The sequence below is a fragment of the Streptomyces sp. NPDC042002 genome, assembly GCF_055588305.1.
The window spans coordinates 16,013-29,121 of the sequence record NZ_JBVJCT010000051.1; the positions used below are offsets into that span (position 1 = coordinate 16,013).

Here is a 13,109-nt window from a genome sequence, read left to right on the forward strand (position 1 = left end):
CGGGCCTCGACCAGACTGACACGCAGGGACAGAGCACGCATTTCGATCAGTCACTCACCGTGAGACACCCTGGTGAGACACCCCAGTCGGCTCACGGAGCCGCCGACTTCCGCTCCTCTTCGTCGGCCGCCCCGCCTGCCCCGACCAGCCCCGTCCGCACACTGCCGAGGCGCGGCTCGAACCGCCGCATCTCGCGCTGCCCGACCGCCCCGATGACCGCGGGCAGATACCCCCGCATCCCCTGCATCCCACGCAGCCACCACTGCGCGTACACATGGCTGGAGCGGCGTTCGATCCCGGCCACGATCCGGTCGACGGCCGGACCCAGCGGATACGTCTTGTTGGACGGCCACGGCAGCCGCTGCCGCAACTCCCGCATCACCTCGTCCTGGTCGGCGCCCCGCACCATGTCGGTGTCGGTCCACGACAGGTACCCGACGCCGACGCGTACGCCCCGGTGGCCGACCTCGGCGCGCAGACAGTGCGCGTACGCCTCCACACCCGACTTGGAGGCGCAGTAGGCCGACATCATGGGAGCGGGAGTGATCGCGGCCAGCGACGCGATCTGCAGCAGGTACCCCCGGCTCTCCATCAGCGCCGGCAGGAACGCCCGCGCGGTGACCGCCGATCCGATCAGGTTCACCTCGATCACCCGCCGCCAGGCGACGGGATCGGAGTCCACGAACGGGCCCCCGCTCGCGACACCGGCGTTCGCGACGACGATGTCCACCTTGCCGAACCGCTGCTTGACCTCCTGGGCCACCCGCGCCATCGCCTCGTGGTCGGTGACATCGGCGTACCAGTGGTCGCTCTCGCTGTGCAGCCGCTCCGAGACCCGCTTCAGCGCGTCCGCCTCCAGGCCGACCAGCGCGACCTTCGCCCCGCGCGCGGAGAGCTTGCGCGCGAGGAGCTCGCCGACACCGCGCGCGGCTCCCGTGACGACGGCGACCTGCCCTTCCAGGCTCACCTTGCTCATGCGCCCTCCTTGATCTCTGTGGTCTCCGCCTCGGCTACGGCCTTTTGTCCCCCGGCGGCCTGCATGTACGTGGTGACGAGTTCCCGTATCCGGGCGGTCACCAGCTCCGGCGCCTCCACCGGAGTCATATGGCCGAGCCCCGGCAGCTCGGTACTGCCGACACAGTTCGGCAGCGTCGCCACCAGGGCACGCGCGTGCACGACCGGTGTCAACCGGTCCACCGTGCCCGCGATCACGGCCGTCGGCACCCGCAACTCCCTTACGCCGTCTTCGAGATCGAGGGCGGCGAGCACGGCCGACCAGGCGTGGCGTACGGCGCGCGGGCAAGCGTGCACGATCCGCGCGCACGCCTCCACCATGACGGGGGACGAACCGGGGCCCATGGTCGCGTACTTGAGGATCCGCCGGGCGACCGGCGTGACGGGCCCGAGCGGCGCGCGCGAGCCGAGTACGGCACCGGTCACCCGCGTCCGGATCCGTCCGGCGGGCAACGGCAGCACGCGCGACTCCTCGACCAGCCGCGTGCTCCCCGTGCTGCACAACAGCACCGCCGCCGCGTGCTCCCTGAACTTCGGCCGCGCCGAGGCCGCCATCAACGTCATACCGCCCATCGAGTGCCCCACGAGCACGGCCTTCTCGCCCGGCGCGAGCGTGGCCGCGAGCACCGCCTCCAGGTCGTCGGCGAGCGCTTTCGTGCTGCACGCGTCACTCGCCGGACTGCGCCCGTGCCCGCGCTGGTCGTAGGCGATGACCCGGTGGCCGGCGGCGAGGTCCCGGATCTGGGCCGCCCAGAAGGCGGTCGAGCAGGTCCAGCCGTGCGCGAGGACGACGGCGGGCGCGTCCTCGGGGCCGTGCACCTCGACGTGCAGTCGCGCCCCGTCGGCGGAGTGCGCGATCAGTTCCCGGGCCGGCACGGGAGGCGCGTACGCCCCGTGCGCCTCATGCGTCAGTCGGCTCACGCGCCTGCCTCGACCTTCTTCTTGCGGGTGCTCTTCGTACGGGGCTCGGGCGCGGCCCCGGGCTCGGCCGCGCGCAGCACGTCGTACTCCCCGAGGTCGACGCGGCGCGTGGCACCCCGGAACTCGGCCGTAGTGCCGGGCCATACGGTGGTGTTGACGCCGTTGGCGTCGAGGTACCAGCTCGTGCAGCCGCCGGTGTTCCACACCGTGCGCTTCATGCGTTCCTGCACGCGGTCGTTCCAGGCGTCCACGGCGGCGGGCCGCGCGTCGAGCGCCGCGCGCCCCCCGAGGACGTCCAACTGCCTCACGAAGTCGGCCATGTAGTTCAGCTGGGACTCGATCATGAGGATCATCGAGGAGTTCCCGAGTCCGGTGTTCGGTCCGATGATCGTCATCCAGTTGGGGAAGCCGGCGGCGGTGGCGCCGCGCAGCGACTTCATGCCGGTCTCCCACGCCTGTGCGAGCGTCCTGCCGTCCGCGCCGACGACCCGCTCGGCGATCGGCATGTCGGTGACGTGGAAGCCGGTCCCGAACACGATCGCGTCGACCTCGGCCCTGGTGCCGTCGGCGGCGACCAGCGTGGAGCCGTCGATCTCGGCGAGCCCGGAGGCCACCACGTCCACGTTCGGCCGGGTGAGCGCCGGGTAGTAGGCGTTCGACAGCAGGATCCGCTTGCAGCCGATCCGGTAGTCGGGCGTGAGCTTCTCGCGCAGCGCCGGGTCCTTCACGGCGCGCGCGATGTTGCGCTTGGCCAGCCGCTCGACCAGGCCGAGTTCGTCGGGCCGCTTGGTGAACGCCTGCACCTGGAGTTCCCGGATGCCCCACAGGAGTCCGCGCCTGGCCTGTGCCGTGAACGGCAGCTGCCGGTGCAGCCACCGCTCCACGCCGCTGATGGCCCGGTCGACCCGCGGCATCACCCACGGCGGGGTGCGCTGGAACAGGGTCAGCCGGGCGACGTCCGGCTGGATCGCCGGCACGATCTGGATGGCCGAGGCCCCGGTACCGACCATGGCGACACGCTTGCCGCGCAGGTCGTGGTCGTGGTCCCAGCGGGCGGAGTGGAACACCTTGCCGGTGAAGGTGTCGATCCCCGGGATGTGCGGGATCTTGGGGTCGGAGAGCGGCCCGGTCGCGGACACCACGACATCCGCTGTCAGGAAGCCGCCGCTCGTCTCGATCCGCCAGTGCAGCTTCTCCGCGTCCCAGGTCATCATCTTGACCTCGGAGTCGAACCGCAGGTGCGGCCGCAGCCGGAAGACGTCCGCCACATGCTCCAGGTACGCGCGGATGTGCTCCTGCCCGGAGAAGGTGCGCGGCCATTCGGGGTTGGGCGCGAACGAGAACGAGTACAGGTGCGACGGGACGTCACAGGCGCACCCGGGATAGCTGTTGTCGCGCCAGGTGCCGCCCACGCCGCCGGCCCGCTCCAGGACCACGAAGTCGGTGATCCCTTCGCGGCGCAGCCGCACAGCGGCCCCCAGCCCGCCGAACCCGGACCCGATCACCGCCACCCGTACATGCTCGTGCTCGGTCATCCCGACGCCTCCCTAGCCCGCACGACCCTGCCAGTGAACACTGGCACAATCGGGAGGGTAGAGCAGCTTCGTACTCATGGGTAGGGGTCGCGACCGGGAAAGTTACCGGGGGTACGACGTAGGGTGCGGACGTGGCCGAGGGATCAGGAAAGCGAGGCGCCGGGGCGCGAGCACGGGGCGCCGAGACGCGGAGGGCCGGCACGCGACCACGGGACGCGCGCCTGCGCGAGGCCCCGGAGCCCGGCTCCGGCCCGCTCACGGGCGCCGACCGGTCCGCGCCGGAGCCCGGCCGACGCGAGTACCGCATGGAGGAGCTGGCCGAGGAGGCCGGCATCACCGTGCGCACCCTGCGCTTCTACCGGGAGCGCAAGCTCATACCGCCGCCCCGGCGCGAGGGCCGTATCGCCTGGTACGACGACACCCACCTGGCCCGCCTGCGCACCATCTCGGCGCTGCTGGAACGCGGCCACACCCTGAACGGCATCGCGGAACTGGCCGAGGCCTTCGACCACGGCCGCGACGTGGGCGAACTGCTCGGCCTCGGCGAGCCCACCGAGGAGACCCCGGTCCGCCTCTCCCCCGAGGAACTGGCCGACGTGTTCGCCGGCCAGGCGACCCCGGAGAACCTCGCCGCGGCGCTCGACCTCGGCTATCTCGGCACGGACGGCGGCGAGATCGTGCACATCAGCCGCCGCCTGCTCGACGTCTCGGCCGCCCTGGTCCGCGAGGGCATACCGCTCGCCGACGTCCTGACGGCGGCCCGCCGCGTACGCGACCACACCGAGGCACTCGCCGAACTCTTCACCACCCTGGTCCTCACCGAGGACCGCACCCCGGACGACCTCCAGCGCCTGCGCCCCCTGGCGAAGAGCGTGGTGGAGGCAGAACTGTCGATGGCGCTGGACCGGCGGCTCCGGGATCCGCGGGACCTTCAGGGCCCGCAGGATCACCAGGGCCCCTACGCCTAGGGAATCCCATCGCCGCGACCGGATCACCCGGAGGTGGTGGACGACAGGCGGCTCAGAGGTCGTAGACCACCGTGACCGGCGCATGGTCGGACCAGCGCTCGTCGTGCGTCGCCGCGCGCTCCACGAAGCCCTTGACCGCCTTGCCCGCGAGCCCGGGCGTGGCAACCTGAAGGTCGATCCTCCAACCTGAATCGTTGTCGAAAGCCCGCCCCCGGTACGACCACCACGAGTACGGGCCCTCGGCGTCCGGACGCAGGGCGCGTACGACGTCGACGTAACCGCCGTCGTCCGCGTCCAGGACCTGCCCCAGCCACTCCCGCTCCTCGGGCAGGAAGCCGGAGTTCTTCCGGTTGGCGCGCCAGTTCTTGAGGTCGGCCTCCTGGTGGGCGATGTTCCAGTCGCCGCAGACGACGACCTCGCGCCCGTCGGCGGCGGCCCGCTCCCTGAGCCCCTTCAGGTAGGCGAGGAACTCCCCCATGAACCGGACCTTCTCGTCCTGCCGCTCGGTCCCGACCTCGCCCGAGGGCAGATAGAGGCTCGCGACGGTGACACCGGGCAGGTCCGCCTCGACGTACCGCCCGGAGGAGTCGAACTCCTCGGAGCCGAAGCCGATCCGGACGCGGTCGGGCTCACGGCGTGTGTAAAGGGACACACCCGCGCGGCCCTTGGCGGCGGCGGGGGCGTGCACGACATGCCATCCCTCCGGCGCGCGCACGTCCGCGGAGAGCTGGCCCGGCTCGGCCCGCACCTCCTGGAGACACAGCACGTCCGCGGAGGTCTCCGCGAGCCACTCCACGAAACCCTTCTTCGCGGCGGCCCGGAGCCCGTTCACATTCACAGAAGTCACAGTCAGCACTCGGGCACGATACTTAATCGGTGCCGCCGGCCCGAACTCGATCATTCAACGCATAGATGTACGGTAAACCGCATGAATTTCCGCCCGGTCCCTTTCGACCACCCCGACGCCATCAAGCTCAACGACCAGGTTCAGGCCGAATACGCCGAGCGCTACGGTGACGACGGCGACGCCACGCATCTGGACGCGCGGATGTTCGCCTCGCCGCTGGGCCTCTATCTGATCGCGTACGACGAGTGGGACCGCCCGGTGGCCACGGGCGGCTGGCGCACCCAGGACGAGAACGACGAGGGTTACTCGGACGGAGACGCCGAGCTCAAGCGCATGTACGTGATCCCCGAGGCCCGCGGCCTCGGCCTCGCCCGGCGCATGCTGGCCGGCCTGGAGGACGACGCCCGCGCGGCCGGCCGCGTCCGCATGGTCCTGGAGACCGGCGCCAAGCAGCCCGAGGCGGTCGCCCTCTACGCGTCGAGCGGCTACGAGCCGTGCGCCAAGTTCGGCTATTACCGCTTCCACGAACTGAGCCTTTGTTACGCCAAAGCCCTCTAGTCACCGGGGCGGTGTTCATCCGGCGGCGCCCCGGCGGACCGAGCGCGCCTGGAGGCCGACCCGATGTCGACGACCCGACCCTTACGGAACGTACGGCTGAGAGCGAGCGCGGCGGCAGCAGGACTGGCCGCCGCGCTGGCCCTGACCGGCTGCACCGGCGGCCAGGGCGGCTCCGCGGAGCCCGACCCCGAACTGTCGCCGCCTCCGGCTTCCTCACCCGCTTCTTCCCCGGCTTCCGCCCCGAGGGAATCGCCGGCCCCCGACCCCGTCCAGTACCTGCCAGGCGAGTCCGTCACCAAGGCTCCGGACATACCTGGCAGCAGGGTCGTATCGAAGGTCGCGAACGCCCACGGCAACGAGGAGATCGACGTACCCGGCGGAATCGGGCCCGGAACCCTGTGGATCTCCGTGGACTGCCAGGGCCGGGGAACGCTGAACGTCTCGGTGGAACCGACCGGGTTGAGCTTTCCGGTCGCCTGCGCCGCCGGAAAGGTCAGCGGCATCCTCAACCGAATGGATCTTGAGCACGGGCACAGCCACGACCACGCGACGGTGACCGTGACGGCCCCGTCCGGAGTTCGCTGGGCCCTCACCGTCGGACACTGACCGAAGGAACCGCCGGCCCCGGGACCACCAACGGGAGTTGCCGCCGTCGGCTCCAGGACATGGCAAGAGGCCCGCTCCCACGGATGGGAACGGGCCTCTTGGCTGCGGTGGACCTGTGGGGATTTGAACCCCAGACCCCCTCGATGCGAACTATGGGCGAGGCGGTCGCTGAGGTCTGCTCGTCTGGTCGGACGGTCATGCGGGGTTGCTGACGGTTGGGCCCGGTCGGGATGGTTGCTGTACTTCTCTGCTGTACCGGCATGGAGACCTTGTCAGCCGCCTGCCGGATGCAGGATCGTACGGTCATGCCCGAGGCCCCTAACGTTGAGACTGCTTGGACATGGCTGTTGGAGCGTCGGCCAATGACCCGCGGCTCGTTCGACGACACGTTGCCACCCGTCGCAGCTGCCGCGTACGCGGAGCCCGTGCTGCGCAGCCTCTTTCCTTTTCACTCCCACGGCACGCTCAAATTTATCCGTGATGCCCCCCCGTGGCACGAGCCTCCGGTTGATGATCTGCCGTTCATCGTGTTGGGGGAGCCGCCATACAGCGTCTACACGGCCGCGTACACGACGCGCCTTGGAAAGGCGGCGACGGCTGAGGACGCCATCGGCCTGTTGGTGGCTCACCTGCCTCCGGGACTGGGCAAGGACGCAGCAAGCCAACGGTCTTGAAATCTGCCGGCTTAGCCTACCCAGGTTCGAACCCTGGCGCCGCCACAGTAGTGAGTATCGGCCCCTGACCAGTGATTCTGGTCGGGGGCCGATCTCGTTTCCGCTTGGTGCCAGTCACCGCGATTTCCCGTCGTTCCCCGCTCGACGATTTGTGATCTAAAGCACGCGGTCGGGGGGATGGGCAGTTCAACCAGCGTCCCGCTTTTCCAGTGACCGGCGCCGCTTCGGTCGAGGACGGACGTGATCGAGGATGGCGCTTGCAGTCGCGAGCACTTCCATCGCCAAAAAGAAGATGGAAGCCATCTGCAGCGCCCCCTCCCCGTAGAGGGCCTGGTAGCCGAACCAAGTCACGGAGACGCAGGTCACCAGGGCCATGCCTAGCCCCCTAAGGCGTGGAGCCATGTGCACTCACTTCTTGGAGTCGCGCCCGTAGCGGATGGCCGTAAGCGTGAGGCTCACAGCCAGCAGGCCTCGCATGATGACGTCGTCCTCGGTGATCACGAAGATGAGAAACGGCAGCACTATGAGCGCCAGCTGCCAACGTGGGTGGTTCAACCCACTGGACTTGTCAGTCATCTCGCCCCCTCGATCGGCACCATAGCGCGCGGTCGGCGGAGCGACTTTGGCCGGGAGCTGCTTTGGCGCGAGTGATCATGGCCCCGCGTGTGATGATCAGCCCGTCGTGCTGGGAGACGATCCGCTGGCGCAGTGGTCGTATGCGGACTTCACTGAGGGGTACGACGGGCTCAGAGCTATCCGGCTGCCTGATGTGTCGTCGCCGCAGACGTATTGCTCCGGGCCTGATGTGGACGTGATCCGCAGTAGTACCTCGTAGGACGAAATCCGTACGTGGCGCCTGCCGCCCGCTGCGATTGGTCCGAGGCTGTCTTGCTCCGAGCACTCGTTGTCTCCGTCGCCAGCACACCAGAAGACACGCACGGCGCTGGGTGTGTTGTTCACCAGGGTGATCGGGGAGACGTTCTCGGGATCGGTCGGATCCGGGTCGCAGCCGACAAGGCAGAGACAGGCCGGAATCAGGATGGTCAGCGTCACGCAACGAGAGACACGGTTGATCAGATACTTCACTGCCCCACCCTGGAGGTCGCTACGCGAATCCGCACCGTATCGCAAGATCGAGTATGCGGATATGGCTTGACCTGGCAAAACACCGACCGGAGCCTTCACGACTTCCCCTACCCACCACCTACCCCGGCTCCCATCCCGTCTGCCGTCGACCCACACACCGTGGAGCGGGCGTGGTTCAGGGCGTCAAGGTGGAGCGCCCTGCTGGACGAACGACCTTGACGCCCTGGGCCGCGACTGCTCGGCTCTGCCTGGGTCGACGGCGGACGGGATGGGAGCACCCCGCGCACGCCACACTCGGCCGGCACACGCGAACGGCGCCCCCGCCCTCTCGGAGCCTGAGCGCCCCCGCCGGAGGCATGCTTTGACCGCTGCTGCAATGTGCAGTGATCAGCTCATGGCCGTCGGCCCTATCCACATGTGGGCGCGCGTCGGCGCAGCGCGGGCGGAGCGGGCCGAAGGCAGGAGCGGCGCCCGCGGCGGAGCCGGGAGCGCGCCCGGCGGAGCGGAGCGCAGCCGGGGCTTGATGAGGTAGAGAAACCTGTAACAGCCCGAGCTTGCTCAGGCGTCGAAGTCGTACTCCAGGATGTAAGAGGCGGCGTCGAGAGTCATCTCGTTGACCTCGACAGGGCGACCTTCGTCCGCGAACGCAGTGCGGCAAATGAGGATCACGGGAGTGCCTGCGGAGATGCTCAACTGCGCTGCTTCGTGCTTCGTCGGCATGCGCGAGCGGATCTCCTCGCGGAAGTGCACTGGCTTGTAGCCGAGTTCGACCAGCCGGGCGTATGTTCCGCCGGGTCCTGTGTCCTCCTGCGTGATGGCCGAGCCCGCGACCACGGACGTGGGCAAGTAGCTCGTCGCGAGGAGAACGGGCTTCCCATCCAGCACGAACCGCCTACGCCTCACGCATGCCGTGTCATCATCCGCAAGGTCGAGGACTTGCCCGATCCGCTCCGGCGCGGCCTCCTCGGAAACCGTCACCTGGTCGACGACGAGTGAGCGGTTCTTGATGTCCGCAGACCAAATCGATCGACCGCTGCCCCACTGGTCCTGGGCCAGTCGCTGAATGCCTCGGCGGCGCAGTGGGCGGAAGTCGCGTACGAACACGCCGGCGCCCTTGCGGGACTCGGCGACACCCTCGTCTCTGAGGACGCCCAGGGCCTGGCGAGCCGTCATTCGGGCCACGCCGTGCTCGGACATCAAGTCGTTCTCTCCCGGAAGCCGATCACCGGGACCGTACTCGCCCGACTGGATCGCCTCGCGTAGAGAGTCTGCGATCTTCTGGTACTTCGGCCGACGGTCACCATCGGTGCTGGGCATTCCGAGCCCCCCTCTCTTCTCTAGACAGCCTAGGCCAACCTTGCGCACTCCACAGTGCGTGTAACCGCAACCCCGCTCCTCAATCTCTCTATACATCCTCTTGACGTCTCTAGAGATGAGCGCTTCAATTGAGATGTCTAGAGAGGTCACGTTAGGTGATCTCCTGAGAGCGAGGGATGGGCTCATGCCGTCATTCAAGATCGACGTTTCGACCGCTGTGGTGTTCGTGGCGACCGCGCCGGCGCCGAAGCTGGTCAACAAGAAGACCGGGGAAGTCGCGATCGACAGGGAGACCGAGGCGACGCTGTACACCGTCGGCCTGCTGGTCTCCGACGAGGGTGAGGGCAACCTGTACCAGGTCGCCATCCCCGAGACCGGTATCCCGGAGGGCCTGGCGCCGGGTACGCCGGTGCGGGTGATCGGGCTGAAGGCCCGTGACTGGGAGAACGAGTTCAACGGGCAGAAGCGGCACGGGATCTCGTTCCGCGCAGTCGCGATCACGGTGGCGGCCTGACCATGACCGACATCGCTACCTGGTTAGAACTGGGCGGCATTGCGGCCGGCGCCGGTGGGCTCGGCTACGCGAAGTACCGGGCCCCGCGCCTGTACTGGTCGCTGGTCGGCCTGCCGATCACCTGGGGCCGGTTCACCTGGACCTACCGGTCCACGATGGACGTGTGCGGGCTGACGGTTCGGCCGTCGGGCTTCCGAGCGTTCATGACCCGCAACGTCGCCCGCCGCGAGGTGCGGCCGGTGGCGCCGAAGGTCCGTAGGGTCCGGGGAACCGCGACCGGCCTGCGGGTCACCCTGCGTCTTCCTGCTGGCTTGGAGCCTGCGGACATCGCCGCGTCCTCCGAACGCCTCCGCCACGCGTGGGGAGTTCGTTCGGTGATCGTGGGGGAGACCAAGCCCGGATACGTGCAACTGCGGATGACCGGCTACGACGTGCTGAGCCGGGTCCGGATGCCGCGTAAGGCCAAGCCGCGTGACCTGGTGGTCCCAGTTGCGATGCGCGAGGACGGCTCGGTGTTCGAGCGGAACTACCGTGAGGTGCCGATGGCGCTCACCCTGGGCGCCACGTTGTCGGGCAAGTCGATGTATCAGCGCAACCTGATCACGGGTCTGGCCCAACTGCCGGTGGGTCTGGTCGGCATCGACTGCAAGCGCGGTGTGGAGCACGGCAGGTATGCGCCTCGCCTGTCCGCGCTGGCCACCGACCTTGCTTCGGCCGGCCGTCTGATTGACGCGCTGGTCACAGAGATGGAAGAGCGCTTCGACCTGCTGTCCCTCTACCGGGTCTCGGACCTGTGGGAGCTGCCCGAGCACCTGCGCCCGGTGCCGCTAGTGGTGCTGATCGACGAGGTGGCGGAGCTGTTCTTCGTGCTGTCGAAGAAGGACGAACCCGAGCGCGACCGTGTGGTGATGCAGCTCGTGCGGCTGGGGCAGATGGCCCGCGCGATCGGCATCTACCTGGAGGTGTGCGGGCAGCGCTTCGGCTCCGACCAGGGCAAGGGCGCGACCGCTCTGCGGGCCCAGCTCACCGGCCGTGTCGTGCACCGTGTGAACGACCGGGCCAGCGCGGACATGGGCCTGTCCGACATCGCCCCCGAGGCCGTCTTGGCCGCGACCGCGATCCCGGCGAACCGGCCCGGCGTCGCGGTGGCCGGCGACACCTCCGGCGGCTGGTCCCGCATCCGCACCCCCGAGATCACCCCGGACGAAGCAGCTGACGTCTGCCGGGAGTTCGCCCACCTGACCCCGGAGCTGCCGTTCCTGGCCCCGTTCCGCCCGGTCAGTCAGATCATTCCGCCGATGCCCACCGCGCCGCCGCTCGTGAAGCCCCGGCCGGTCACCGAATAGCGCACCCCCGCACCCCGGTCGGCGTGACCGTCTCACGCCACGTCCCTACCCCCGCCATGCCAAAAGACCGGAAGGAGATCGCTCATGGCACGCAAGACCAGCAAGCCGCCGGCCACCAAGCAGTGCCCGCCCTGCGGTGGCACCGGTGAGGTCTCCCGCACCGTCCACGTCGGCCGCAAGCGCCGCGCTGTCGGCCAGCAGACCGGCTTGTGCCTGAACTGCCTGGGCTCCGGCGAGATCCCCGCCGACGACTGAACCCGTCCGGGGCCGGGCGGCCGGACACCGATCCCCGCCCTGCCCCGGCCCTCAATCCCCGAAAGGGAGGTGAAGACCCGTGACCAGCAAGATCCGACTCGTTGTACTCACCCTCGCTGTGATCGCCGGTTCGCTGTCCTTCGCCCACCTGCAAGACCTCGCCGAGGCTGCCGGGCAGACCGGCTGGAAAGCCTGGGCCTACCCCGTCTCCGTCGACCTGCTGCTCGTCTGCGTGCTGCACCGACTGCGCACCGAACGATCCGTGGCGGCCTGGTTCTGGTTCCTGATCGCCCTGGTCGCCTCGCTTGGCGCGAACATCGCCACCGCGGGCGTCCTCGACCTCCACCACGTCCCGCCCTGGCTGCGGATCGTCGTCGCCGGCTGGCCCGCGCTGGCCTTCCTGGGCGGCACCCTCCTCGTCCACTCACCCACCGAGGACACCGCCTCTGCCCGGAAGCCTGCACAGGCTGTGGACGAACCGGCGATGACCGAGGTCGACATGCGCCGCGACGATCCCGCCTTTCCTGCCGCTCCGGAGCTTTTGGCCGCACGTTCCGAGCCCGCTGCACCTGCGGTCACGGTGCCGGCCGCGCTCCTGGACCACGCCCGAAAGATCGCCGAAGCACACCGCGTCACGACCGGAGCGCCGATGGGCGCGGATGCTCTGTCCGCCCGGCTCGGCCTGCCCGGCCCGATGTCCGACGCGATTGCCGCACAGCTCCAACTCACCTGACCAGAAAAGGAGATGCCCGTCATGCGTCCGTCCATCGAGTCCGCCTTGAAGCACTCGGCCGAACTGACCCGAGGCAACCGGCTCGTCGAGGGCCTGGCCGTCGGTGAAGCCGCGATCAACCGGGCCACCGACGACGAACAGCCCGAGATCCAGCGCTGGCTTGCCGAGCACGCCGCCGACTTCACCGGAGAGGACGGCGCGTGATGCGCCCTAACCGCTTCTACGACGTGATCCGCATCGGCCCGGTCAAGGTCGGCACCTTCAACAACGGCCGTGGCCAGACCCGGCACACCGCCGCCTGCACCGCCCCGAACTGCGGCTTCTCCACCGAGCACGGCAACCGCTCCGCTGCCGAACTCGCCGCCCGCACCCACCGCTGCGACTGAGAAGGGAGGACCGAACCGTGCAGATACCCGAAGACCAGCTCCGCGCCGGTCACATCCCCGCCGACCTCTACCGACAGATCCCGCCCGGCACCGACGTCCGCAGGGTCGTGATCGTGCAGGAGGCACCGCGCTCCTACACGGGCCCGATCGTGCTGACCCTGGTCGTCGCCGTTGGCGCCGTAACGGTCCTGCTCGTGATCGCTTACGTCGTCCAGGTCATTGCCGCCGCTGCGGTCGCGGTCATCTCCGCGAGCGGCGGGATCAGCTACACGATCAGCCGCCGACACAAGTAACGCCTCCCGGGGCGGCCTCAACCGCCAAGTTTCCGCCGCCCCGGATGGCTCGACCA

Annotated in this window: 19 protein-coding genes; 11 read left to right on the top strand and 8 right to left on the bottom strand. The window is 69.2% G+C overall.

All coding sequences use genetic code 11. The annotated features are described in order from the left end of the window. Positions 1-91: 91 nt before the first annotated feature. Genes ACZ6KY_RS38675 through ACZ6KY_RS38685 form a run of 3 tightly spaced genes read right to left on the bottom strand, consistent with a single transcriptional unit; the run spans position 92 to position 3,470 of the window. Positions 92-976, bottom strand: coding sequence for an SDR family oxidoreductase (locus ACZ6KY_RS38675; RefSeq protein WP_469314940.1), 885 nt, complete (start codon positions 974-976; stop codon positions 92-94). Then, on the bottom strand, positions 973-1,935 hold the full coding sequence (locus ACZ6KY_RS38680; protein WP_469314941.1) for an alpha/beta fold hydrolase: 963 nt from the start codon (positions 1,933-1,935) through the stop codon (positions 973-975). The genes ACZ6KY_RS38675 and ACZ6KY_RS38680 overlap by 4 nt, the downstream gene beginning before the upstream one ends. After that, positions 1,932-3,470, bottom strand: a complete 1,539-nt coding sequence (locus ACZ6KY_RS38685) for a flavin-containing monooxygenase (protein WP_469314942.1) — start codon at positions 3,468-3,470, stop codon at positions 1,932-1,934. The genes ACZ6KY_RS38680 and ACZ6KY_RS38685 overlap by 4 nt, the downstream gene beginning before the upstream one ends. A gap of 305 nt (positions 3,471-3,775) precedes the next feature. Between ACZ6KY_RS38685 and ACZ6KY_RS38690 the strand changes: the two genes are divergently transcribed. Continuing rightward, positions 3,776-4,438 (top strand): MerR family transcriptional regulator, encoded by a 663-nt coding sequence (locus tag ACZ6KY_RS38690; protein WP_469314974.1) that lies wholly within the window; start codon positions 3,776-3,778, stop codon positions 4,436-4,438. A gap of 52 nt (positions 4,439-4,490) precedes the next feature. On the opposite strand, the gene ACZ6KY_RS38695 is transcribed toward ACZ6KY_RS38690, so the two are convergent. Next, positions 4,491-5,294, bottom strand: coding sequence for an exodeoxyribonuclease III (locus ACZ6KY_RS38695; RefSeq protein ID WP_469314943.1), 804 nt, complete (start codon positions 5,292-5,294; stop codon positions 4,491-4,493). Positions 5,295-5,366: 72 nt separating this feature from the next. On the opposite strand from ACZ6KY_RS38695, the gene ACZ6KY_RS38700 reads away from it, so the two are divergent. The 3 genes from ACZ6KY_RS38700 to ACZ6KY_RS38710 all read left to right on the top strand — a co-directional run bounded on the left by ACZ6KY_RS38700 (position 5,367) and on the right by ACZ6KY_RS38710 (position 7,123). Continuing rightward, positions 5,367-5,843 (top strand): GNAT family N-acetyltransferase, encoded by a 477-nt coding sequence (locus ACZ6KY_RS38700; RefSeq protein ID WP_469314944.1) that lies wholly within the window; start codon positions 5,367-5,369, stop codon positions 5,841-5,843. 63 nt (positions 5,844-5,906) lie between these two features. Further along, positions 5,907-6,449: a hypothetical protein gene (locus ACZ6KY_RS38705; RefSeq protein ID WP_469314945.1), complete on the top strand. Its 543-nt coding sequence runs from the start codon at positions 5,907-5,909 to the stop codon at positions 6,447-6,449. 305 nt (positions 6,450-6,754) lie between these two features. Further along, positions 6,755-7,123 carry a DUF6193 family natural product biosynthesis protein gene (locus ACZ6KY_RS38710; RefSeq protein WP_469314975.1) on the top strand — a complete coding sequence of 123 codons (369 nt, stop codon included), beginning with the start codon at positions 6,755-6,757 and terminating at the stop codon, positions 7,121-7,123. 186 nt (positions 7,124-7,309) lie between these two features. Here ACZ6KY_RS38710 and ACZ6KY_RS38715 read toward each other — a convergent pair whose 3' ends face one another. From ACZ6KY_RS38715 to ACZ6KY_RS38730, 4 genes are all read right to left on the bottom strand, one after another. Continuing rightward, entirely contained in the window at positions 7,310-7,498 is a 189-nt protein-coding gene (locus ACZ6KY_RS38715) for a hypothetical protein (protein WP_469314946.1), read from the bottom strand. Positions 7,499-7,531: 33 nt separating this feature from the next. Next, the gene (locus ACZ6KY_RS38720) at positions 7,532-7,699 is read right to left on the bottom strand and encodes a hypothetical protein (RefSeq protein WP_469314947.1); all 168 of its coding nucleotides are present in this window, start codon (positions 7,697-7,699) and stop codon (positions 7,532-7,534) included. A 96-nt stretch (positions 7,700-7,795) separates the two neighbouring features. Then, positions 7,796-8,209, bottom strand: a complete 414-nt coding sequence (locus ACZ6KY_RS38725; RefSeq protein ID WP_469314948.1) for a hypothetical protein — start codon at positions 8,207-8,209, stop codon at positions 7,796-7,798. A 558-nt stretch (positions 8,210-8,767) separates the two neighbouring features. Continuing rightward, on the bottom strand, positions 8,768-9,526 hold the full coding sequence (locus ACZ6KY_RS38730) for a GntR family transcriptional regulator (protein ID WP_469314976.1): 759 nt from the start codon (positions 9,524-9,526) through the stop codon (positions 8,768-8,770). 184 nt (positions 9,527-9,710) lie between these two features. Here ACZ6KY_RS38730 and ACZ6KY_RS38735 point away from each other — a divergent pair, with 184 nt between their 5' ends. From ACZ6KY_RS38735 to ACZ6KY_RS38765, 7 genes are all read left to right on the top strand, one after another. Then, the gene (locus ACZ6KY_RS38735; protein WP_469314949.1) at positions 9,711-10,040 is read left to right on the top strand and encodes an SCO3933 family regulatory protein; all 330 of its coding nucleotides are present in this window, start codon (positions 9,711-9,713) and stop codon (positions 10,038-10,040) included. A gap of 2 nt (positions 10,041-10,042) precedes the next feature. Further along, the gene (locus ACZ6KY_RS38740) at positions 10,043-11,386 is read left to right on the top strand and encodes an FtsK/SpoIIIE domain-containing protein (protein WP_469314950.1); all 1,344 of its coding nucleotides are present in this window, start codon (positions 10,043-10,045) and stop codon (positions 11,384-11,386) included. An 84-nt stretch (positions 11,387-11,470) separates the two neighbouring features. Then, positions 11,471-11,641, top strand: coding sequence for a hypothetical protein (locus tag ACZ6KY_RS38745; protein WP_469314951.1), 171 nt, complete (start codon positions 11,471-11,473; stop codon positions 11,639-11,641). Between the two features lie 79 nt (positions 11,642-11,720). After that, positions 11,721-12,374, top strand: coding sequence for a DUF2637 domain-containing protein (locus ACZ6KY_RS38750; protein ID WP_469314952.1), 654 nt, complete (start codon positions 11,721-11,723; stop codon positions 12,372-12,374). Positions 12,375-12,395: 21 nt separating this feature from the next. Beyond that, positions 12,396-12,578, top strand: coding sequence for a hypothetical protein (locus ACZ6KY_RS38755; protein WP_469314953.1), 183 nt, complete (start codon positions 12,396-12,398; stop codon positions 12,576-12,578). After that, positions 12,578-12,760, top strand: coding sequence for a mobile element transfer protein (locus tag ACZ6KY_RS38760; RefSeq protein ID WP_267050793.1), 183 nt, complete (start codon positions 12,578-12,580; stop codon positions 12,758-12,760). The genes ACZ6KY_RS38755 and ACZ6KY_RS38760 overlap by 1 nt, the downstream gene beginning before the upstream one ends. A 17-nt stretch (positions 12,761-12,777) precedes the next feature. Further along, positions 12,778-13,053, top strand: coding sequence for a hypothetical protein (locus tag ACZ6KY_RS38765; RefSeq protein ID WP_469314954.1), 276 nt, complete (start codon positions 12,778-12,780; stop codon positions 13,051-13,053). The last annotated feature ends 56 nt before the right edge of the window (positions 13,054-13,109 follow it).